The 21,261-nt window shown below is 61.5% G+C and carries 19 protein-coding genes and 1 riboswitch; of the genes, 9 read left to right on the top strand and 10 right to left on the bottom strand.

The window, feature by feature from the left end:
- Nucleotide 1 precedes the first annotated feature (1 nt).
- Nucleotides 2-382, bottom strand: coding sequence for a hypothetical protein (locus RM533_RS07100; protein ID WP_311340531.1), 381 nt, complete (start codon nucleotides 380-382; stop codon nucleotides 2-4).
- A gap of 449 nt (nucleotides 383-831) precedes the next feature.
- Here RM533_RS07100 and RM533_RS07095 point away from each other — a divergent pair, with 449 nt between their 5' ends.
- From RM533_RS07095 to RM533_RS07070, 6 genes are all read left to right on the top strand, one after another.
- Entirely contained in the window at nucleotides 832-1,071 is a 240-nt protein-coding gene (locus tag RM533_RS07095; protein ID WP_311340530.1) for a hypothetical protein, read from the top strand.
- A gap of 112 nt (nucleotides 1,072-1,183) precedes the next feature.
- Nucleotides 1,184-1,624, top strand: a complete 441-nt coding sequence (locus RM533_RS07090) for a cupin domain-containing protein (RefSeq protein ID WP_311340529.1) — start codon at nucleotides 1,184-1,186, stop codon at nucleotides 1,622-1,624.
- Nucleotides 1,625-1,681: 57 nt separating this feature from the next.
- The gene (locus RM533_RS07085; protein WP_311340528.1) at nucleotides 1,682-2,458 is read left to right on the top strand and encodes a class II aldolase/adducin family protein; all 777 of its coding nucleotides are present in this window, start codon (nucleotides 1,682-1,684) and stop codon (nucleotides 2,456-2,458) included.
- Between the two features lie 76 nt (nucleotides 2,459-2,534).
- Nucleotides 2,535-4,259, top strand: a complete 1,725-nt coding sequence (locus tag RM533_RS07080; protein ID WP_311340527.1) for an amidohydrolase — start codon at nucleotides 2,535-2,537, stop codon at nucleotides 4,257-4,259.
- A 90-nt stretch (nucleotides 4,260-4,349) separates the two neighbouring features.
- Entirely contained in the window at nucleotides 4,350-4,658 is a 309-nt protein-coding gene (locus tag RM533_RS07075; protein WP_311340526.1) for a 4a-hydroxytetrahydrobiopterin dehydratase, read from the top strand.
- Nucleotides 4,659-4,682: 24 nt separating this feature from the next.
- Entirely contained in the window at nucleotides 4,683-5,909 is a 1,227-nt protein-coding gene (locus RM533_RS07070; protein ID WP_311340525.1) for an MFS transporter, read from the top strand.
- Nucleotides 5,910-5,916: 7 nt separating this feature from the next.
- Here the strand turns inward: RM533_RS07070 and RM533_RS07065 are convergent, their stop codons facing one another.
- A complete protein-coding gene (locus RM533_RS07065; RefSeq protein ID WP_311340524.1) occupies nucleotides 5,917-6,687 on the bottom strand; it encodes a Crp/Fnr family transcriptional regulator in 771 nt (256 codons plus the stop codon).
- On the opposite strand from RM533_RS07065, the gene RM533_RS07060 reads away from it, so the two are divergent.
- Both RM533_RS07060 and RM533_RS07055 read left to right on the top strand, forming a co-directional pair.
- Nucleotides 6,686-8,539 (top strand): acyclic terpene utilization AtuA family protein, encoded by a 1,854-nt coding sequence (locus RM533_RS07060; protein ID WP_311340523.1) that lies wholly within the window; start codon nucleotides 6,686-6,688, stop codon nucleotides 8,537-8,539. The two genes, RM533_RS07065 and RM533_RS07060, sit on opposite strands and share 2 nt — an antisense overlap.
- A gap of 1 nt (nucleotide 8,540) precedes the next feature.
- The gene (locus RM533_RS07055; protein ID WP_311340522.1) at nucleotides 8,541-9,347 is read left to right on the top strand and encodes a Coq4 family protein; all 807 of its coding nucleotides are present in this window, start codon (nucleotides 8,541-8,543) and stop codon (nucleotides 9,345-9,347) included.
- A 94-nt stretch (nucleotides 9,348-9,441) separates the two neighbouring features.
- Here the strand turns inward: RM533_RS07055 and RM533_RS07050 are convergent, their stop codons facing one another.
- From RM533_RS07050 to RM533_RS07025, 6 genes are all read right to left on the bottom strand, one after another.
- On the bottom strand, nucleotides 9,442-9,642 hold the full coding sequence (locus RM533_RS07050; RefSeq protein ID WP_311340521.1) for a hypothetical protein: 201 nt from the start codon (nucleotides 9,640-9,642) through the stop codon (nucleotides 9,442-9,444).
- A gap of 38 nt (nucleotides 9,643-9,680) precedes the next feature.
- Nucleotides 9,681-10,202 (bottom strand): ABC transporter ATP-binding protein, encoded by a 522-nt coding sequence (locus RM533_RS07045; RefSeq protein WP_311340520.1) that lies wholly within the window; start codon nucleotides 10,200-10,202, stop codon nucleotides 9,681-9,683.
- A complete protein-coding gene (locus RM533_RS07040) occupies nucleotides 10,199-11,167 on the bottom strand; it encodes a FecCD family ABC transporter permease (RefSeq protein ID WP_311340519.1) in 969 nt (322 codons plus the stop codon). Before RM533_RS07040 ends, RM533_RS07045 begins: the two co-directional genes overlap by 4 nt.
- A 103-nt stretch (nucleotides 11,168-11,270) precedes the next feature.
- Complete coding sequence (locus RM533_RS07035; RefSeq protein WP_311340612.1) at nucleotides 11,271-12,011, bottom strand: ABC transporter substrate-binding protein; 741 nt, start codon at nucleotides 12,009-12,011, stop codon at nucleotides 11,271-11,273.
- On the bottom strand, nucleotides 12,011-12,949 hold the full coding sequence (locus RM533_RS07030) for a TonB-dependent receptor domain-containing protein (protein ID WP_311340518.1): 939 nt from the start codon (nucleotides 12,947-12,949) through the stop codon (nucleotides 12,011-12,013). The genes RM533_RS07035 and RM533_RS07030 overlap by 1 nt, the downstream gene beginning before the upstream one ends.
- 54 nt (nucleotides 12,950-13,003) lie before the next feature.
- On the bottom strand, nucleotides 13,004-13,927 hold the full coding sequence (locus tag RM533_RS07025; protein ID WP_311340517.1) for a TonB-dependent receptor: 924 nt from the start codon (nucleotides 13,925-13,927) through the stop codon (nucleotides 13,004-13,006).
- Nucleotides 13,928-14,095: 168 nt separating this feature from the next.
- Nucleotides 14,096-14,318: riboswitch (cobalamin riboswitch) on the bottom strand.
- 315 nt (nucleotides 14,319-14,633) lie between these two features.
- On the opposite strand from RM533_RS07025, the gene RM533_RS07020 reads away from it, so the two are divergent.
- A complete protein-coding gene (locus RM533_RS07020; protein WP_311340516.1) occupies nucleotides 14,634-17,897 on the top strand; it encodes an autotransporter domain-containing protein in 3,264 nt (1,087 codons plus the stop codon).
- Between the two features lie 80 nt (nucleotides 17,898-17,977).
- Here RM533_RS07020 and RM533_RS07015 read toward each other — a convergent pair whose 3' ends face one another.
- Both RM533_RS07015 and RM533_RS07010 read right to left on the bottom strand, forming a co-directional pair.
- On the bottom strand, nucleotides 17,978-18,328 hold the full coding sequence (locus RM533_RS07015) for an I78 family peptidase inhibitor (protein ID WP_311340515.1): 351 nt from the start codon (nucleotides 18,326-18,328) through the stop codon (nucleotides 17,978-17,980).
- A gap of 422 nt (nucleotides 18,329-18,750) precedes the next feature.
- Nucleotides 18,751-21,228 (bottom strand): response regulator, encoded by a 2,478-nt coding sequence (locus RM533_RS07010; RefSeq protein ID WP_311340514.1) that lies wholly within the window; start codon nucleotides 21,226-21,228, stop codon nucleotides 18,751-18,753.
- Nucleotides 21,229-21,261: the final 33 nt, after the last annotated feature.

Here is a 21,261-nt window from a genome sequence, read left to right as displayed (position 1 = left end):
GTCAATCAGCATTAGATTGCCCGCCGCCATGCCGGACAATGTCGCAGATAAGTTCCCGTGGACCAGCGTTGGCTTCCGGCAAGCTCGCTGGCGATCGCACGATGAAGCTGTGGCAGATACGATGCACAAAGCCATGCGGATCTTCCGGCAGGCAATCAGTCAGGCGGGTGTATTCACGCAGCACCGGGGCGGCCTTGCCAAGGCGCTGCCCAGGGTAAAGCGCTGCCATGAGCAGCGACATTGCCGATACCTTTGAACGACCGACCTGTTCGAACAGGAGCCCGGAAACCGGACCTGCATCACAATGAACCGGGCGCGCGCCGAGCTCCCGGGTGATGGTTTGCGCAACATCAGCGAAGCCGAGCACTTGCGGTCCGGTCATGTCGTATCCGCGCCACAGGTGAGCGGATGGAACGGGCATGTACGTCCACAAGGTTCTGCATGAAGTCGGTCAGTCGCAGGAATGTGTACCCGATGCCGTTTGCCCGGACTGCTGCCTCCATGTGCCGGTGAAGCTGCATGCGGCTGTTCGCGCCGCGGCTGACAGCAGATCATCGAATGGCTTGCGCGCGGTGATGGTCGGCGGACGCATCAGGAACAGGGCATCGCAGTCTTCAAGCGCCTCAAGGAGACATCCTAGGTCCAACAGATCGAACGCAACCGCCTCATCTGCGTTTATGTTGTAAGCGCCTGACCGGGAGCAGGCACGGGTAGGCATCGGGGCATGGCAAAGCACGGCGCCTCCCTTCGTCCCGAAGCTTCTGTCACAAACGGCATGGGTTGGCAGCATGGAGTGGCTCAGTTTACAGGTAAGGTGCAGGCTACGACAAAATGTCCGCTGATGAAGCCATGGTTCCATGGAACTGCGCCATGCCTGCCCGGACCGATGAGCCGCGCAGTTTTTCAGCCGCCACAATCTCGCACTGCGTTGTTGAACTATCCGGCGGTCAACACCGGATTGCCGTGAGCGTATCGCCGGAAACGCGCTTTGTTTTGATCACGCGAAAACAAAATGCTACTTTGGTGACAATACAAGACGTGCTGCTTTGGCAGACGCGACCGAGTTTGTGACGAGAAGGATGATAAGGCCTGCCCCGTTCCTTTGGGGTGCGACACGCCGGAATGTCGAGCGGGCCGCACGGCGAGGGCTTGCCTCGCAGGCATCCGGATTGGGAGACGACAAATGTCCAAGGTTCATGTTCAGGATGGGGCCGCCAATGTCTGGACGCCGATCCGGTCGGTCGTTCCGCCCCAGATGCACGAACGCATGACGGCCGGCGAAATGGCAGGCGAGTTCAAGTCTCATGATCGCAATGATCCTGAAAGGCTTGACCTGTTGGAGATCTTCTATCCCGCCAATGCGGTCATCAATGTGCACGCGCATGAAGAAGACGAGATCATCTATGTCGTTGAAGGCGATATCCGGCTTGGCAAGCGATTGTACCCCAAGGGTTCATCGGTGTTTATCGCGCGTCAGACGCTTTACAGCTTCGAGGCAGGACCTGACGGGTTGCACATGGTGAACTTTCGCGCGCGGGCAGATCACAGTTTCATCACGCAATCGGAATATCTTGCCAGAAAACGCGAAGACAAGGGCGCCACCACGAACACCGCTGCCGATTAATCGCCGACCGCACTTCTGCATTTGTCACTTTGAAGCATATAAACCCAGGAAGAACTCATGGAACAGTCCACCCGGCGCATCCCGACCCTTGAAGAGTTGAGCCCCATGCCCGGGCGCCATCCGCTGATCCCGGACCTTTCGCCACGGCAGGAGGTGGCGCTGCTGTGCCGCACGCTGCATCGGGAAGGCTACGACGATCACATCGCCGGGCATATCACGCTGGCGGATGCGAACGCGCAAGGCACTTTCCTGGTCAATCCGTGGGAGCTTGCATGGGATGAACTGACCGCGTCCGACATCGTGCGCGTGGACGGAACAGGACAGGTCATCGAGGGCGAGTGGAACGTGACGCCGGCTATCGGCCTTCATCTTGCGGTTCACAAGCAAAGGCACAATCTGCGGGTCGTCATTCACAATCATTCCCGCTGGGGCTCAGTCTGGTCGGCTGCCGGACGGATCCCGCCCGTCTACGATCAGAGCTCCGGTCTGGTTGAGGGCGATCCTGTCATGTATGACGAATACGCCGGCACCGTAGACGGAGCGGAAGAGGCACAGGCAGCGGCCGATGCGCTGGGGCAGGGCAAATGGGCGATGCTGAAGAACCATGGTGTCTTCGTTGTTGCCGAAAACATCCGCCAGGCACATCTGCGGGCGATCACGCTTGAACACCGCTGCCGCCTGGCGTGGCAGGTCGAGGTCCTGGGCGGTGGTCAGCCGATTACCAATCCCGACGCCCTTCGCGTTGCCAGCATGTCGGACTCGATGGGCTTTCCGTTCCTCTGGGAAGCAATGGCGCGGCGCGAAATCCGTCTTGACCCCGCCGTGCTGGACTGATCGTTGCAGCATCGTCTGGAAAAAACGCCATCTGTGTTGGCAAACCCGTCGTTTTGGAGGTGAGCTTGTGGCTTTGATGATCACGGCATTGAAGAGCAAGCTTCGCGGGTGGTTGATACGTCCGGCGGTGTCGGCAATGCTGGTCTGGTCGGCGCCCGTCGTGGCGCAGGATCATGCCGACACGATCTACATCAACGGCGTGGTCCGCACGATGGAAGCCGCCGATGATGTGCGGCAGGCTGTCGCGGTTCGCAACGGGCGGATCCTTGCCACCGGATCGACGCAGGATTTGCTTGGCCACGCCGGCGCGCAGACCAGCATCGTCGATCTGGAAGGCAGAACCATGCTGCCCGGCTTCATCGATGCGCATGGCCATTTGTCAATGCTGGCAGGGACCATCGACTTTGCCAATCTGGCACCGCCGCCTGTAGCGAACGTGCGCGACATACCCTCGCTGCAATCGACGTTGCGTGAATATATCAAGGAGCGCGACCTTGCTCCTGGTATTCTGGTGCAGGGCTTTGGCTATGATGATGCGCAGCTTGCCGAGCAGCGACACCCTACCCGGCAAGAACTCGATGCCGTGGCGGCCGACCGGCCGATCATGCTGCTGCACGCCTCCGGGCATCTTGCGGCCGGGAACACGCGCGCGCTCGAGCTTGCCGGCCTGCTGCGTGACGCGGCCGATCCTGCCGGAGGCGTGATCCGGCGCGAGGCGGATGGGACAACTGCGTCGGGTGTCGTGGAGGAAGCCGCGATGTACCGGCTGTTCGCACTGCTGCCCAGGCGCACCATGGATGAGCGGATGGAAGCCCTTGGCCGGGCGCAGGATATCTACGCGGGTTACGGCATCACGACGGCACAGGACGGAGCGGCAAGTGTCGAGGATTATGAACTGCTCAAGGCGGCCGATGAACAAGGTGCGCTCAAGATCGACGTTGCTGCCTTGCTGTTCTTTCGCGCTGAATGGCCCAATCTGGCGACCATGCCGATCGGGCGGCAAAGCCCGACCAGGCTGAGCATTGCGGGCGTCAAACTGCTGCTTGACGGATCGCCGCAGGGTCGCACCGCCTGGCTGAAGGAGCCCTATCATCAGGTTCCCGACGACCGGCCCGCCGATTACCAGGGCTACCGTCAGGTCGAAGACGATGTGCTTCGCCAGTGGATCGATCGAGCTGCCGCCAATCACTGGCCGCTGTTCGTGCATGTGAACGGGGATGCAGCGATGCAGCAACTCATCGACATGACGGCTGCTGCCCGCAGTGCAGGTTCTGATCCTGCACAACGCACAATCGCCATCCACAGTCAGGTGGTTGGAGACGGGCAACTGGCGCAGATGAAAGCGCTTGATATTCAACCCAGCTTTTTTGCCGCGCATACCTTTTACTGGGGTGACTGGCACCGGGATGTCACGTTGGGCGCAATGCGCGCGGCACGTATTTCGCCGATGCGGGATGCGCTTGACATCGGCCTTGTACCGACGATCCACAACGATACGCCCATCGTACCACCTGACATCATGCGGCTGGTCTGGGCGGCGGTGACCCGCACGACGCGGTCCGGCGCACAGCTCGGGATCGAAGAAGCAGCGACGCCTTACGAAGCCTTGCTGATGGTCACCCGCAACGCCGCCTGGCAAATCGGCGAGGAACAGGACAAGGGCACCATCGCTGTTGGCAAGGAAGCCGATCTCGTGGTGCTCGATGCCGATCCGCTGACCACTGACCCGGCACAGCTTGACAAGATCGCGGTTGCACGCACGATCAGCGATGGTGTCGAAGTGTACGGAGCAGGCTCCTGAACATGCAGGGTCGATGATGCGACAGGCGGGCATGTCCATCCTCGCAGCGACGGCAGACGATCTTCCACGATCATACCGAAAGAACACAGCATGAGTTCCTCCGCAATCAAGCCGCTGGAAAAGCCCGCCTTGCATGACGCATTGGCAAAGCTGCCCTTGTGGACCCATGATGCCGACAGACAGGCGCTTTACCGCAAGATTGTCTTCACCGACTTTGCAGAAGCACTGGCGGCCATGGTGCGGATCGGTTTTGCAGCGGAGCAGGCCGATCACCACCCTGAATGGGCAAATGTCTACAACCGACTGGAAATCTGGCTGACGACGCATGACGCTGGGGGCGTCTCTACACGCGATATCAAGCTGGCGCAGCAGATCGATGCCACGATAGGAGAAAGCTGACATGCAAATTGCCGGGGTGAGCCGTTGAAGAATGCCGCTGTTGCTGCGAACGAGACGCCTGCGCCACCTCGATCGCCGACCAGCGACACATCGGCTGTTGGGCTGTTCGGCCGCGCGGCGCTGATCGCCTTTGCGGTGATGAGCGGCGTTGCCAATGGCACGCTGTCCCCGCTCCTGCCGCAAATCGAGCGGGAATTCGGCACCGTCCACGGCAATGTGACTGTGACCATGGCGCTGACGGTGCTGGGTCTTGGTATCCTGCTCGGTTCCCTTCTCGGCGGGTGGTTGAGCGACCGGTTCAGCCGCCGACTGGTCATGGCAATTTCTGCACTGGTCTATGGCGCCGCGGGCTGCGGCATCATCTTTGCCACAAGCCTTGAACATGTGATCGTCGGGCGGTTCATTCTCGGCATTGCGCTGGGAACGATGGGTGTCGCGACCTTTGCCGTCATCGGAGATTTCTGGGACGAAAACGGACGCAATCTGTGGTCAGGGCTGATCCCGGCGGCCGGCGCGCTTGCCGGGATGGGACTTTCGGTCGTGGCAGGGATGATGGCCGATACCTCCTGGCGCGGATCTTTCCTCATCTATGGCGTCGGCTTCATTGCCGCCATGCTTTCGCTGGCCGGGATTCCCGCCAAACGAACGGCCAGCACCCGACAGGAAGAGGTGGTGCAAGGCGTGCCACTTGCCCTCTTGCCGCCGATCATCTTGCTCGGGCTGATCGCCGGCAGCATTGCGACCGGCACTGCGGCCTATCTGCCGCACCGGCTTGCCGATGTAGGAGTGGACAGCAGTTCCGGTCGTGCGATCGCGGCGCTGTCAGGAGCGGCCGCGGTGGTGATCGTCGGGTTCGCCTACAGCCGGATCAGGCGTTTCGTGTCACTCGACATGGCTTTTGTGTTGGGTGCAGCGGCGAGCGCCACCGGCCTTGTCATCATGGCTTATGGATCAAGTCCCTTCATCGTGTCCTTCGGCATGGGAGTCGAAGGGATCGGCATCGGATTGTTCATGCCAAGCCTGATGGTGTATGCCATCGAGCGATCCAACGAGAACAACCGGGGCCGGGTCGTCGGATTGATGAAAGGGGCGATATTCGGCGGACCGTTCTTCGTGCAGTTCGTGCTGGAACCGGTGCGCCTCAGCTCCGGTGCATCGCCGGTGCTGGCGATCCTTGCGGCATCGGCAGTGGCACTGGCGATCTACTTCGGTATCCGTTGGGCGCAGCGGCGAGCGCCAGTGCCCGCATAACGCGGCTTTATCCGGCGTTCGTTACCATGCGCAGCCGTTCCATGTCGCGCAATTCGATCCAGCCATAACCAAGGCGGACAAGACCATCGCGCTCGAATGCGCAAAGATGCAGATTGATGGTCTTGCGCGTCAGCCCCGTCATCTCGCCCAGCAGTTCCTGACTTATCCTGATGATTGCGGTGTCCCGATGGCGGTCCTGCTGCGCATTGGCCAGGAGGCGCCCTGCAATTCGGGCGGGCGGGCGCAACGAGATGGCCTCTGCCGCCATGCGCAAGGCGCTGCGCATGTGGCTGTAGGTAAAATCGGCGATTGCCCGCCACAATTCCGGGTGTAGCGCAGCAACCCGGTCAAGCGCGCCTTCCGATATCCGCAGCAAGGTGCTGTCCTGTGCGCACACTGCGGTCACCAGCCGCGGCCCGCCGCTATACCGCGTGGCGTGACCCAAGACCGACCCGGAGCCTGCAAAACCGACCAGCACGACCCGATCGCTGTTGGCCGCACAATAGGATTGCAGCAGGCCCTTGACGACAATGACGAGGCCGTTCTGGCTGTCGCCCTCTGCCTGTGCCCATTCACCGCTTTTCAGCGCGATGAGTCGCCCCTGCGCCACCAGTACTTGCGACATTGCAGCGGGGTAGCCTTGCAACCAGCTTGCGTTCAGCAGCACTTCCAGGGCCAGACTGCGCTCATCACCTTCCATGAGCCAAGTGTAACTATGGTAGCAATTCTTGACCAGAGTTTCCGTCATGGTGCGAAAAACAAGGAGTGGATCCATCATGGCGGCAGTTGCAGGCGACGAAAAGATCATCCGCATAGGCGGCGCAACGGCGTCTTTCTCGGACACAGCGCTTTCGGTGCCACAGCTGCTTAACGATGGCCGCCTTGATTATCTGGTGTTCGATTATCTGGCCGAAGGGTCGATGGGTATCTTCGGCCGGATGCAAGCGGCTGATCCGACATTAGGATACGGCACCGACTTTCTTACCGTTCATGTCGGCCCGCACCTTCATCAGATCGCGGCGCAAGGGCTGAAAGTCGTTGCGAACGCCGGCGGCGTCAATCCCGCCGGCCTCGCCGCCGCGCTTGAAGCGATGATCCGCGAGAAGGATCTGTCGCTGAAAGTCGCCTATGTTGCCGGAGACGATCTGCGCGACCGGCTCGACGAACTGCGCGCGGCCGATCATCGCGACATGTTCATAGACGCATCCTTTCCCGACGATGTGGTGAGCGCCAACGCATATCTTGGCGCGTTTCCGATTGCCGCTGCGCTGGCAGAAGGCGCGGACATCGTCATCACCGGTCGCGTCGTCGACAGCGCGGTGGTGCTGGGCCCGTTGGTTTATGAATTTGGCTGGGGCGCGGACGATCTCGACCTGCTGGCCGCAGGGACGCTGGCGGGGCATCTGCTGGAGTGCGGGGCGCAGGTGACGGGCGGCACCTTTACCGACTGGCGCGACGTGCCCGACTGGGCCAACATCGGCTTTCCGATTGGCGAATGCCACGCCGATGGCAGCGTGGTAATGACCAAGCCCGATGGTACGGGCGGGCTGGTGTCGGTCGGCACGGTTGCGGAACAGATCCTTTACGAAGTCAGCGATCCTGCCGATTACATCGTTGCCGACGTGCGGTGCGACTTTTCCGATGTGCGGCTGGAGCAGGTCGCGCATGATCGCGTGCGGGTGACAGGTGCGAAAGGCCGCGCGCCGACCGACACTTACAAGGCGTGCATCACTTTTGACGGCGGCTGGCGCACCGTCGCGTATCAGCCCATAATCGGCGAGGACGCAGGCGAAAAGGCCGCCCGGCAGGCAGAGGCGCTGTTCGCCCGCGCGCGTGCCCTGCTGCGTGCGCGCAATCTGCCCGACTTCACTTTGACTCAGAACGTCCTGATTGGCGGAGAGGCAAGCTTTGGCGCGCATGGCCGTCATGCCGGATCGCGCGAGATCATCAGCAAGCTGGTTGCAGACCACCCCGATCGGCAAGGCGCGGAAATCTTCGCTCGTGAACAATGGGCGGGCATTTCCGGCATGTCGGTCGGCACGTCAGTCAATCTTGCCACCAATGTGCTGCCGATGACCGGCGTATTCCTGTTTCTGCTCGGGAAGCAGACGGTCACGCCGACCATGACAATCGACGGCAAGACGCGCGAAGTGCGAGCAGCAGCAGGGGTGCCGGCGGCACAATCCGCGCCAGCCCCCAGAGCCGCTCCCGATGCCGCACCCGCGCCATCCGAGCAAAGCGGCACGGCGGTCGATCTGGTCCAGCTTGCTTGGGCGCGCAGCGGCGACAAGGGTCACCTGTTCAATGTCGCGGTGATCGCGCGTCGGCCCGAATATCTGCCGTATCTGCGCGCGGCGCTGACCTGTGATGCGATCAGCGACTGGTACCGTCATCTTGGTCCTGAAGGACAGCCGCCACGGGTGGACAGGTTCGATGTGCCCGGAATGCATGCGGTGAACTTCGTCATCCATGATGCGCTGACAGGCGGGATCAACGCCAGCACCCGGCTTGATCCTGCGGCCAAGGGCATGGCGCAGATGCTGCTGCGCTTCCCCGTACCCGTTCCATCCGCGCTTGCCGCGCAACTTGCCAACTCCGGTTCACACCAAGGCTCAGTCCAGGGAGAGTGAAATGAACGATTATTCCTATCTCATGCAGGGGATTGAAAAGGTCCCGACCGACAGCAGCGTGCTGGTCAGCTCGTCCCGCTATCTCAATGATGCGCGGGTGCGTGACTGGGTGGCGACGCATCTGCTGCGGCGCAACGGTCCCGACGTGCCGACGCCTTCCGATTCGATCCAGCTGGTCCAGATCCTGCGTGAAGTGCAGGATATTGACTATATCAACGATCTGATCGCTCAGGAACGCAAGCAGAACACGGAACTCGACGCCTGGTTTTCCGAAGGGTTCATCTCGACCTTCAGTCTCGACGATCTCAAGCAGTATGATCCCGACACCGTCGGCGGCATTTTCTACACGCAATTGAGCGATAACAAGCTCGATGTGAACATCGTGCCGCCGTTCACGCCGCGCAATGACTTTGAATATTTCAATTTGCGTGCCGGTCAGACGCATGATCTTGAGCATATTCTTGGCGGCGGCGGTTTCGACTTCATCGGCGAACTGGTGCCTTATTACATGCGGCTCACCAATCTGTTCGTGCACATGAGCCCGGAACTGGCCGGTGAGCTGTCTGCATTCTCGATCCTTGGTTCGACGCGGATCATCACGCGCGCGGTGCTGCATTATCCGCAGACATGGCTGGTCACGCAAAACGCGGTGGAACGCGGTGCGCGGGTGGGCCGCGAGTCCGCGCCGCTTTACCTGATGAAGTACGAGGATGTGTTTGCCATGAACCCCGATGACGCACGCGAGGCGCTTGGCATCAACGGCGTGGAGATCGTGGACACCGCTGCTGCTTCCGCGCAGTGGTGCTGAGCCAGCGGCCGGCAAACGGCAGCCGCTCGTCACGCGGTTAATGGGGCGCCGGTGGTGACAAAATCCGGAGCCAGGATCCGGAGCGGGGCAATCGTCAGGCCGGTCCGGCGATATGGATCGCAAGGCTGGCGTCCGATTGGCTGATCCTGGCGGCAATGCCGAACACGTCGCGCAGTCGACCTTCCTTCAGCGTGTTGTGCACGGTGCCATCGGCCACGATCCGGCCATCCTTCATCCAGATCAGCCTGTCTGCGTATCGCGCAGCAAGCGTCAGGTCGTGCACAACTGTAAGCACACAGCGGCCACTTGCGGCTGGCGCGGAGAAAAGCTGCATCACTTCATGCGGGTGGCGCGGGTCGAGCGCCGCGACAGGTTCGCGGCCACCAGCAGCGGTGTCTTGGTCGCAAGAGCACGGGCCAGATGCACACGCGCCAGCTCCCCGCCCGAGAGCGTGTCAGCGGCACGCTCCGCGAAATGGCTGACGGCGCAGGCAGTCATCGCCTCGTCAAAGGTATCGTGGTCGCGCAGGGACAGCCTTGCAGGCGCGCCGCCATGCGCAAATCTTCCCAGGGCGACGATATCGCGCACCGGCTGAGGCCAGACCATCGGTCTGGACTGCGGCAGATATGCGGCAATCCGCGCACGGTGTGATGGAGCTATGCGCGCAATATCCGTGCCTAGTAACCGGCAGATCCCCGAACCGGCAAGCAGCAGGCTGAGCAGAGGGGTCTTGCCGGAGCCGTTCGGGCCGATCAGCATGACCAGCGATACTGCCTCCAGCGTCAGGGAAGCATCCTGCACCAGCGGGCTTGCACGATCTGTGTAGGACAGCGCCTCCGCCTTGAGGAGCGTCATGCCAGACGCCTGCGGCCTGCGATCCACACGAAGATCGGCGCTCCGATAAGCGAGGCGACTACGCCCAGCTTGAGCTCGGCATCGGTGGGCAGGATCCGCACGCCGACATCGGCGAGCACGAGAATGAGCGCACCCAGAAAGGCAGAGGGAACAAGCAACCGGGATGGGTCATACCGCACCAAGGGTCTGACGAGATGCGGCGCGATGATGCCGACAAAGCCGATCGCGCCGGCCAAAGCCATTGCGCCTCCGGTGGCAAGCCCCGCGCCGACAATGACGGCAAGCCGCTGGCGCGCAAGGTCTAGGCCCAGTCCTTCGGCGGCTTCCTCACCAAGCGCCAATGCGGCCAGCCCGCGGCGCGCAAGCAGCAGGATCGTGCCACCCGCGATCAGGAACGGCGCGGCAAAGACCAGGTCATCGACGCTGCCGTTTTCAATGGTGCCAAGCATCCAGTTTACCATGTCGGCGAGCGAAAACGGGTTGGGCGCTAGGTTCATCAGGAGCGCCATGCCCGCCGCCGAAAAGCTCGACAGGCCAACGCCAATCAGGATCAGCGTCACGACAGACCGGGTGCGTAACGCAGTCAGCGCCACCACGATCGCTGCCAGCAGCGCGCCGGCCGCCGCTGCGAGTGGCAGCACGAACGGCCCCGCCGTCACATATCCGAAATAAAGGCCAAAGGTCGCAAACAGAGCAGCAGTGGCCGACACTAACAGGATGCCCGGCTCCGCACGCGGATTGCGCAGCAGGCCCGGCAACGCAGCGCCGCTCATGCCCAGTGCACCGCCCACGATTGCTGCTGCCAGCGTGCACGGAAGGCGGATCTGCCACACGATCAGCATGTCACCCGTGCTTGCCTGTCCCGCAAGGGCGCCAAGCACCCGGGACAGGGGAAGCGGCACCGATCCCGGCAGCAATGCCAGAACAACTGCCACTGCCAGCGCAAGCGCAGGGGCTGCGTTCAACAGACCAGCTGGCATGCTGCTCAAGGACGGGCGTTCACCGACGGCCGGATCAGCGACGGGCGGTTCAGCGACGGGCGGGTTTCGGAACCATTTGCGACACTGCTCATGGGGCTGCCTGCTGCGCCAGCGCCTCGACTGCGCCGCGCCGGAACGAGGCGCCGCATGATGTCCACGCCTCTTCGAGCTTTGCTACCGGAAGATCGCGCAATTGCGCGCGCGCCACCGGGTGACGCGCCGCGCTCCAGCTGTCGATCTGCGTTGCCGTCTGCTCAAGGAAAGCAGCGGCAAGCAGCATTTCGTGTACCAGGCTTCCCTCGCCTGTGGTGACGCCGGCGGGCGTCATGTAAAGAGCGATGGTTGTCTTGCCGGACCGGGCAGGAAGGGCGGCAAGGCGGCTGTCCATCTGATCTGCGATTGCTTGTGCCCGGTCAGGCCCGCCAAGCCTGATGCCGACGCGCCGGACTTCCTCGCGAACGTCGCCGATAGTCGCAGGAAAGCCCAATTGTACCACCGGCACGCCGGCGCGGTGCAGGAAAGCGGCTGCTTCGGCTCCGCCGCCATAGGACCGCACGACGAGATCGGGACGCAGGGCGAGCACGTCTGCGGTGCGGGGGCGCACGGTCGCGATCCCTTCTGCGCGGTCACCCATGCAGGAGAAGGTCTCTTGCGCATCGAGCGACAATGCGAATATGTCCTGTCGATCTGCAAAGCGCAGCACATACTGGTCCGCGCAGTAGTCGAGGCTGACGATCCGCTGCGCAGCGCCGCTGTGCGGCTGTGGCGCAGCGCCGCAGCTGCCCGGCAGCAGAGTGGCAAGTGTCGCAAGGATCTTTGCGGTGCGCATCACATCGCGTAACGCACGCCGCCGAAGAAGCCACGGCCTGGCTGCCCGTACTGGAATACGGTTTCGTAATCTGCACCGAACTTGTTTTCAATCCGTCCGAACAGCTCCACATTCTCCAGCATGGCGTAGCTGGCACGGACATCGACAACGACATAGCCATCTAGCGGCCGAGTGTTCGACGCATTGTCGAAACTGTCGCCGACCATCAGCACGGTCGCGCCAAGCCCGATGCCGCCGTCCATCCGGTAGTCGGCCATCAGACTGACCTTGTCGCGCGCGCGACGGGGAAGGCGGTTCCCGTTGCTGTCGTCAAAGGCATCGACGATGGTGTAGTTGAGCGCCAGATCGAAACCATCGACTGGGAACAGCGCTATGCCCAACTCCCAACCGTCCGTCGATGCGGCCGCGATATTGTCACAGGTGCCGAACGGCCGGTCCACGCAGATGGGGTCTGCCTGATCGAAGCAGGAGACAAAGTTGATGAGATTGGTGGTGTCGCGCTCGAACCGGGTCGCACCTATCTGCGCCCGCTCGCCAAGGAAGCTGTGGGTAACGCCGAGATCCCAGCTGTCAGCGGTTTCCGGTTGCAGGCTCCTGTTTCCGTACTGGCTGTAAAGCTGGTACAGGGAAGGCGCCTTGAACCCCTCGCCGTAGCTGGCCCGGACGACCGTGGGGCCTTCGTCAGGCGTGAAGGCGCCGCTTGCAGCAAAAGTGGTTTCACTGCCAAAGGTGCGGTGGTCGTCATGCCTGATGCCGGCGGTCAGCGATAATCCTGCAGGCACGGGCGCTCGGAACGGGGCGGCGGTGACTTCGCCATAGATGCTGTTGATCCACGTGTCCGCACGTTCGGGCGCGCCACCAAAGCTGCTGCTGCGATAAAGAGCCTCCTCGCATTCGGCTCCGAATGCGATTTCGGCACGATCCGGTATTCCCAGCACCCCTTGGTATTCGTAACATTGGCATCGAAGGTCTCAATGCTGGTGCCGCTGCCTTCATCGACATCGCGGCGGTCGATACGCGACCAGATCTTCGCGATAGGAGACTTGCTCGGTGTCGCCAAAGCCGTTGCCGGTAAAGCCGTCGACATCCACCGTGCTGTCGGCATAGAAGCCGCGCAGATCAAGAAACGCCCCGTCAGTCAGGGCCGCTCTGACCTTGCCGTTCAACCCGAGGTTCTCAAACCCATCCTTTTCAGCGCCGCCTCGCGTGCGGTTGAAGGCCGAGATGCCGTCGGTGCGCAGGAAAGTGGCGCCAATGCTTGCTGCGACAGGGCCAAGGCGGCTCGCCAGATTGCCGGTAAGCTGCGATGTGTCACGCGCGCCATGTTCAACGCGGGCAAGGCCGCCTGGTTGCTGCGTCGGTTCACGGGTGATGAGGTTAACGACGCCGCCGATCGCCTGACTGCCGTAGAGTACCGACTGCGCGCCGCGCACGACTTCGACCCGGGCGACATTGCCGGCGACCAGCGGGCCAAAGTTGAAGCCGCTGCCCGGCGATGCCGGATCGTTGAGCTTGACGCCATCGATCAACACGACGGTTTGGTCGCTTTCGGCACCGCGAATGGAGACGCCCGCGGTCGTGCCCATGCCGCCATTGCGATCGACACTGAGACCGGGAACAGTGCGGATGATGTCGATCACGTCCGTCGCCTGACGCGCAACGATGGTTGCCTCATCCACAATAGTGACGGACTGCCCCACCTGCGAAAGCGCGCGCGGCGTGAGCTTGGCGGTGACGACAATGTCATCGCTGGCGGCCCTGCCGGTAACAGCGGCCGGTTGCGAAGAAGCGACGGCTGGCGTGACCAGGCCGACGGCGACGAGACCCGCGGCCCCCAGACGGGCGGCGCCAAAAGGGGCGGCAAGAGAGTTTGCAGCCGTGTAGCGGTAAGCAGCGGCAAAGGAAAACTTCTGCATCATGATATCCAAAGCATGGCCCGCGGCGGCTTGCCGGAGCCCGCAGATCGTCAGACCGCGGCCCGCCAACAGCGGTGCTGCCGACGCCGGTAACCGGCCCATTGCTGTCGTCAGTCTGGATTGCGCAGCAGCTGCGCGATTCCGGTCCCCTTGGGCTGATCCCGGCGCTGGACGTACGACGTGACGGCAGGTTTACCGACTTGACGATCATCACCGTCGAACCGCCTTCCCGGCCTGCACCCCTTGGATGGGATGCGCGGCCAGTAACATGCTGGTTCGAGGCTCCCGGCATAGAGTTGCGGGCACAGCGCTGGACCTGAACCAGATCCCCTCTTAGCTGCGCGCACTTTCGCACTTTCGCACGTGCAGCACCGTCTGCCCGTCCTCTGCCGCGCCTGAACCTGTGTATCAATCCGCTGTTACGGTCATCCTTGTGCCTTCAGCGGCATATTCGAGTGCAAATCACCCGTTCTGCCGGGATGTTGCCGAAACTGACATCTTGGAGTGCAGGCAGCATCCAAAAGCCGGCCCCACCTGTGGCCGTTGCGGTGCACTGCACCATTGTTTGCGGACCGAAAGCGGATTTGCGCTGCAAAATTCTGGCGTCTGTTTTTTTGGCTCGCCAAGCAGAAATCCTTCGTTAACCATAGCTTCATTGAACAGGAGGGTCTGCCTCACCGCACGATTCGCTCCATAAGTTCGCGACATGATCGAGGGGAATGCCATGACACTCAATCCGCTGCGCTCCAGCCTGCTGGTCGCCACCTCTACCATCGTTCTTTCCTGCGCCGGCATTGCGAATGCCTCTGAAGGACCAGTGCTTGCCGACCCAAGCCTTATCAACGCCGCCCAGTCCGCTGATGATTTCGCGTTCGATTTTGCAGGCAGCGATTATCCCGGCATCATCACGCGCGACGACATCGACCCGGACGTCCCTGCTCCTGGCGGCAGTCTCGACACGTCGGGCATCAACGGCATCGGCCAGATGGTCGCGTGGAATGGCGATGGCACGGTGGGGCTGTGCACCGGAACCTTGATCAACCCGCGTACGGTTATCTTTGCAGCGCATTGCGTCAACACCCGCGACGATACCGCTTATGGCGGCAACACCGGCGGCACACCGATCGGCTTTGCCTTTGAGGATGATGCCCTGCCGAGCGTGCGGGCCTGGATCCGCTCCGGGTTCCAGACAGTGCAGGACAGCGCGTTCTATAACGCCGAAGCGATCTGGTACGATGAGCGCTCGCTCGACGGCGGGTTCCTGCAGGCCGACATCGCCATCGCCACGCTCGATACGCCGGCGTTCGATATCCCCACCTGGGCCATGCTGTTCACGCCGCTGGACGGACAGGAGCATGTGACGGTCACCGGTTATGGCGGGCGCGGCACCAATGCTTCGGGCAATCTGGGAATCGACTTCCGGCGGCGCACGGCGGAGAACTACGTTTCGCTGCTTGGCTCGCGACGCGACGTGAACGCGTTCCTGTTCGGTTCGTCCGACACGTACGAACAGAACCTATACTTCACTTCCTTCAGCGACCCTTCAGGCGAGTTCGACGATACTGCCGGCAAGTTCGATTTCGGCATCTTCGGCGACAATGACGTGGCTCTGCCGCGTGAGGGAACGACAGCGGGCGGCGATTCGGGCGGACCGCTCATCCTTGATGAAAAATACCAGCGCGACGTCATTCTCGGCGTGCTGTCGGGCGGTACCCGGTTTTTCGAGGAGCAGAGCTTCGACGGATACGGCACGCTCAGCTTCTATCAGCCGTTGCATGCCTATTGGCAGGTGATCGTCGAGAACAATCCTTATGTTTATGCAACGACGCAAGGCCGCATCGGCAAATGGACCGATCCCAGGCACTGGGTGCAGGCGATGGACCCCAACTATGTCGTCGGTCTCGATGGCAAGCTGCTCAGCCGGCTGCCCGATGCCCCCGGCGCCGAGAACAGCGGCGAGGGCGCGAAATGGGGTGACGTGTGCTTCCTCGACGATTGTCTCGACCTCGATCAGGCTCCTGTTGTTGGCGCGACGGGCAAGCAGTATTTCGTCAAGGGTGGACCGGGCAGCAAGAACTTCGTGCCCAACAATGTCACCGCCGATCCGACCAGAGGCATCCGCGCGCGCTATTATGACGTGACGCTCAACCAGGGCACCACGACCCTGTCGGGCGCCGACATCACCATCGACCGGCTGACGATCGATGGGTCGGCCAAGCTCGACATCGCCCGGCGCGCATCCCTCAGCACCAATGGCGATTTCACCCAGTTTTCCGGCTGGACCAATGTGGATGGCGTGCTCGACACAGGCGAGGCTTTTCTTCTCACCGGCCTCTTGACGGGCGGTGGCACCTTTCGCGCGCCATTCCTTACCAGCGTGAACAGCGTCATCGATCCGGGCGGCCGCACCAAGACCGGTACGCTCACCATCGATGGCGATGCGATCCTGGCGTCGGGAACCACGCTGGTCATCGATGTCGAAAAGCGGTCGAGCGATCTGCTGGCGGTAACCGGCACGCTGTCGCTTTCCGATCCTGATGACGCTTCTGCGCCGGGCGCAACGCTGTTCATGCGGACATCCGGCAGCTTTCCGCGATTTGGCCAGACCTTTACCGTGGCCACTGCCGATGGCGGGGTTGAAGGCACGTTCGGCAATGTGCTTGCTCAGCTTGGCGTGCTGCGTCCCGAACTGAACTATGGCGAAACCGAGATCACGGCCACTTTGCAGGCGCTGAGCTTTAACAGTGCGCTTGCCGGCACCAGCACGACCGCAACTGCTGCTGCCTTTGCCAATGCGCTCGACCGCCTGCGGGCCGGTTCCTATCAGTCGCTGTCCAACCTCTATGGCATGGTCGATCTCATGGAAGGCGCGACACTGGCATCCACGCTGGACGCGCTGGCCCCGCAGACCATGACTTTCGGTCAGCAATTGCAGGAACGGCAGAGCAGGGCGCTGTTCGGCACCGTGACGAACCGGCTCTCGATGATGGGTGGGGCCTCCAACGGTCGCATGACGGTGACCGGAGCGCCCGGTTTTGCCTTTGCGCAGCCAGGCACCGCTGCTTACGAACAGGCGAGGCGTGGTTTCGCCGGTCTGACGCCGGGCCAACAAGGCGCGCAGAAACTGCCTGAAAACTTCTCGGGCTTTGTGACCGGAGGCGTCATCACGGCCGGCAATTCGGCCAGCGCATCGGCCAGTGAAGTGGATGGCGCGCGCTCCAACTACTTTGGCATGGGCGTCGAACACAGCTTGAGCGAGAGGTTCAGCTTCGGCGTGGGGGTGGGTTATGCAAACGGCATGAACCGCGGCAACGGCGACCAGGCCAGCTCCAGGATGAGCCAGATGGCGCTTTACGGTGCATATGCGCTGGGCGGGGGGGCCTATCTGGGCCTCGCCGGCAATCTGGAGCGAATGGAGCTGGAAACTGGCCGTCGCGGCTTTGGCGGTGACGCGGGTCAGCCCAGCATGCTTGGCGTGCAGGACGCGACACGGATGACCGCTCTTGCCGAAGCGGGGGTCAATGTCGGCCTCACCAAGGGCCTGATGGTGACGCCGCGGGTGCAACTTGGCTACAGCCGCAACGCGTTGTCAGGCATGCAGGAGACAGGCGGTGACGCAGCGCTCGCCTTTGATAAATTGACGACAAACCGCGTCGATACCCGCCTTGGTGCGAAATTCTCCGGCACACAGGCAATCGGCAATGGCTGGAGCATCACGCCGCAGTTCGAGGCGGATTACATCCACGTGCTCGACGGCGCAGATGCAGGCATGACAGTGCGGTTCGCGGCCGCCGATTACATCCCTATTGCACTGCCGCTTGCAGGGGGTGACACGAGCTGGGGCGAATTGAAAGGCGGCCTGAGCATTGGAAACAACATCGTGACTTTCGGCGCAGGCGTGGAAACAGCGTTTGGCCGTGACGCCATGCGTTATGACCGTGCGATGGCGGATATTTCCATCCGGTTCTGATTGCTTTGGGAAGAGGATAGCCAGAACAAGGGGCTGACCGGAACAATCCGGCAGCCCCTTTCTTCATTCCGGCGCGTGCGTCAGCCGCAATACGCACGCCGGATGGTGCCTTCGCGGTCCACCTCCAGGTTTAGACGGTCCTCGCGAAAATCCATCGAGATGCTGTCGGTCGGTCCGATGACGCGAAGCAATCGTGCACCGCTGAGCTGAAGGACACGCGCCCGCAGATCGTCATCGACGGTCATGCCAAGCATGCCTGAAATTGCGGCGGCGTTGCAAGAGCTTGACCGGTTCAGAAAATCATCTGCCATTCGATCATGATCCTTGCCCATTACGGCTGCAGGAGAGACAGGCGCGGCAAGGTCACCGGTGCTGGTCGCACACCCCGACATTGTAAAAGCGATCAGCAGGAGGGAAACATGGCGCGACATGGATCGATCCTGCCATTTGCAAGGTATCAGCGTCAATGCGCAGCCGATCCGGCAGTGCACCGGACGCCACGCTTTGAGGATGGTGTCGGCAGCCGAGCGCGCGGCTCATTCTGCTTAAAAGCAGGGCAGGGCGGTGTTGCAATGTCCCGCGAGCGGGATACTGGCGGTGTTCCGGTATATCGAACCCGCCCAGCAAGTGCGGGTGAGCCGAACACGGGTAGAACGCGACCTGTTCTCGAAAGGACCATCTGTGCTGTTCCAGTGAGTGCATTGGACGCGGTGCACCCTGTTCGCGACTGGCGAGGAATTGCGCGCGGCCATCGGAAGCGCCTCTGCGTACACCCATGCTTAAACTGCATTCAGACGGTCGCGCGTTTCTCAAAGGACTGATCCAGGTTCGGCGGTCCGCTTCAGCCAACGCGTCATATCTGCGACAGCGAGACCTTCAGTCCATTATCATCGTACGGCTTGTTCAAATGACGAACGCGCTTTGCCTGCGGCAGATCGTTCAGCGCGCTCAGCCCATCGTGACCTGAAGCGACGATCACGGCGATCGGTTTCTCGCTTTCGACAATCTCGCGCACGAGGTCGACGCCTGATCCGTCCGGAAGGCCGAGGTCGGTGATCACGACATCGAACTCGTTGGCACAAAGACAGTCCCGGGCTGCACTTACACTCCCGGCCTCCACCACTTCGTGCTCCAGATCGTCCAGCATTTCACACAAGATCATGCGGATCAGGACTTCATCTTCCACAACCAGCACGCGCAGTTTGCGAAAGGCTCCTGCTCCGGACGTGCCATCTTGTCCGGACTCGTCGGAAGCGGTGATAAGGGTCGCCGCCGCCGCATCCTTGCCCCGGTTGATGAGGACGTGGATTTTCTGCGCGAGGTGCTCACGCTTGAAGGGTTTGGCGATGAGCTCGACACCTTCGTCGAGCCTGCCCGCGTGCACAATCGCGTTTTGCGTGTAGCCCGAAGTGAACAGCACCTGCAAAGCGGGTAACTTCTGTTTGGCGCGGCGTGCCAGTTCGGGGCTGCGCAGTTCCCCCGGCATGACCACGTCGGTAAACAGCAGGTCGATTTTTATCCCGCTGTTGACAATCGCTATGGCGCTGTCGGCATTGTTGGCTTCCAGCACAGCATAACCAAGGTCCGACAACATCTCGATCGTGGTTGCGCGCACCGCGTCATCATCCTCGACGACCAGGATCGTCTGATTGCCTGTCGCATGCGGCGCCGACACAGGTTCAGGTATCGAGATGTCCTCTTCACGCCTGGTGCGCGGGAGATAGATGCGGACGGTCGTGCCCTCGCCCTGCTCGCTATAGATCTTCACATGTCCGTGGGACTGTTTGACAAAGCCATAAACCATGCTCAGCCCAAGTCCCGTGCCTTCGCCGGGCCTTTTGGTGGTGAAGAACGGATCGAACACCCTGTTCAGGATCTCATTGGGGATGCCGCTGCCGGTATCGGTCACGGCAAGCATTACATATTGCCCGGCGCTGACCTCTGCATGTTCGGCTGCATACGCTTCATCCAGTGACGCGTTGCCGACTTCTATCGTCAATTTGCCGCGCCCCTCCATCGCGTCCCGGGCATTGATGGCAAGATTGAGAATAACGTTTTCGACCTGTGCTGCGTCGATCAGGCAATTCCACAGGCCGCCGGAAATCACCGTTTCGATCTCGATCGCTTCACCGAGGGTCCGGCGCAGCATGTCATCCATGCGCCGAACCAGCCCGCCCATGTTGACCGGCTTGGGATCGAGTGCTTGCTGCCGTCCGAAGGCGAGCAACTGCGCTGCAAGTTCAGCGCCCCTGCGTACTCCTGCAAGCGCGTTGGTCACACGACGCTGCTTGCGATCATCATCGGCAAGATCCTTCTGCAACAGCTGAAGATTGCCGCCAATGACCTGGAGCAGATTGTTGAAATCGTGAGCGATACCTCCTGTGAGCTGGCCCACCGCCTCCATTTTCTGCGCCTGGATCAGCTGGGTCTCGATCTTCTCGCGTTCCTGCAGGGCTTGATCGACACGATCCTTCAACGTCTGATTGAACGCGTCCATTGCTGCTCGCGCTTCAAGCTCTGCGGCAATATTGCGCGCTTCGATGATTGTTCCGACCGTTGTTCCATGCTCATCCTTCATGGGTGAAGCTGTAAACGCGACCGGGTAGAAGCTTCCGTCCTTGTGAACGAAGACTTCCTCACCCCTTGTCTGGTTGTTTTCGGGAAACGCGCGATCAATCGCGCATTCCTCGATCGGAAAATGACGGCCGTCAGGATAGGTGTGGTGAACAACCTCGTGCAATGTCCTGCCTTGTGTCTCCTCGAACGTGAAGCCGGTCAATTGTTCGGCGGCAGGGTTCATGAACGCACAGTGCTGGCATTCGTCCATCATGAATACAGCCATCTCGGTGTTGCTCAGGATTGCATCGAGGCGTCGGGACGCATCCTGGAGCGCGGCTTGTGTCCGCCTCAGTTCGGTCAGATCCAGCACTGCTGCATAGAACACCGCTTCGCCGTCGAATTGCATGAGCTGCAAACGAACCGCCACATCATAGCTTGTCCGGTCCTTGCGCTCGTGCCTGGTTTCGAAATCAAGCTGCGACTTCGTGCCGGCCAGGAGAGGCTCGACCAGAGTCATGAACTGTTCCTGATCGATTAGCGGCTTGATGCTCCACGGGGTGCGGGCGCGCATCTCTTCCAGGGTATAACCCAAGTTCTCCCGGGCTCCCTTATTCACCAGCAGGAATTGAAAATTGTCAGGCGCGAACAGGTACACCTCGCTCGCCGCCTCTTCAACGATGCGGCCAAGCTTTTGTGTGTCAATTACCGCGCCTGTGTCCACCGCTGATCCTCTTCTGATGCCGACAGGCCAGCCCTTGCGCGTGCCTGCCATTCCAAGTGCCTCGGATCATGTCGTAAATCAACT

Source organism: Croceicoccus esteveae, from assembly GCF_031846435.1.
Classification (GTDB): domain Bacteria; phylum Pseudomonadota; class Alphaproteobacteria; order Sphingomonadales; family Sphingomonadaceae; genus Croceicoccus; species Croceicoccus esteveae.
The sequence above is the reverse complement of the archived record's forward strand: the minus strand, read 5'-3'. Positions and strand labels throughout refer to the sequence as shown.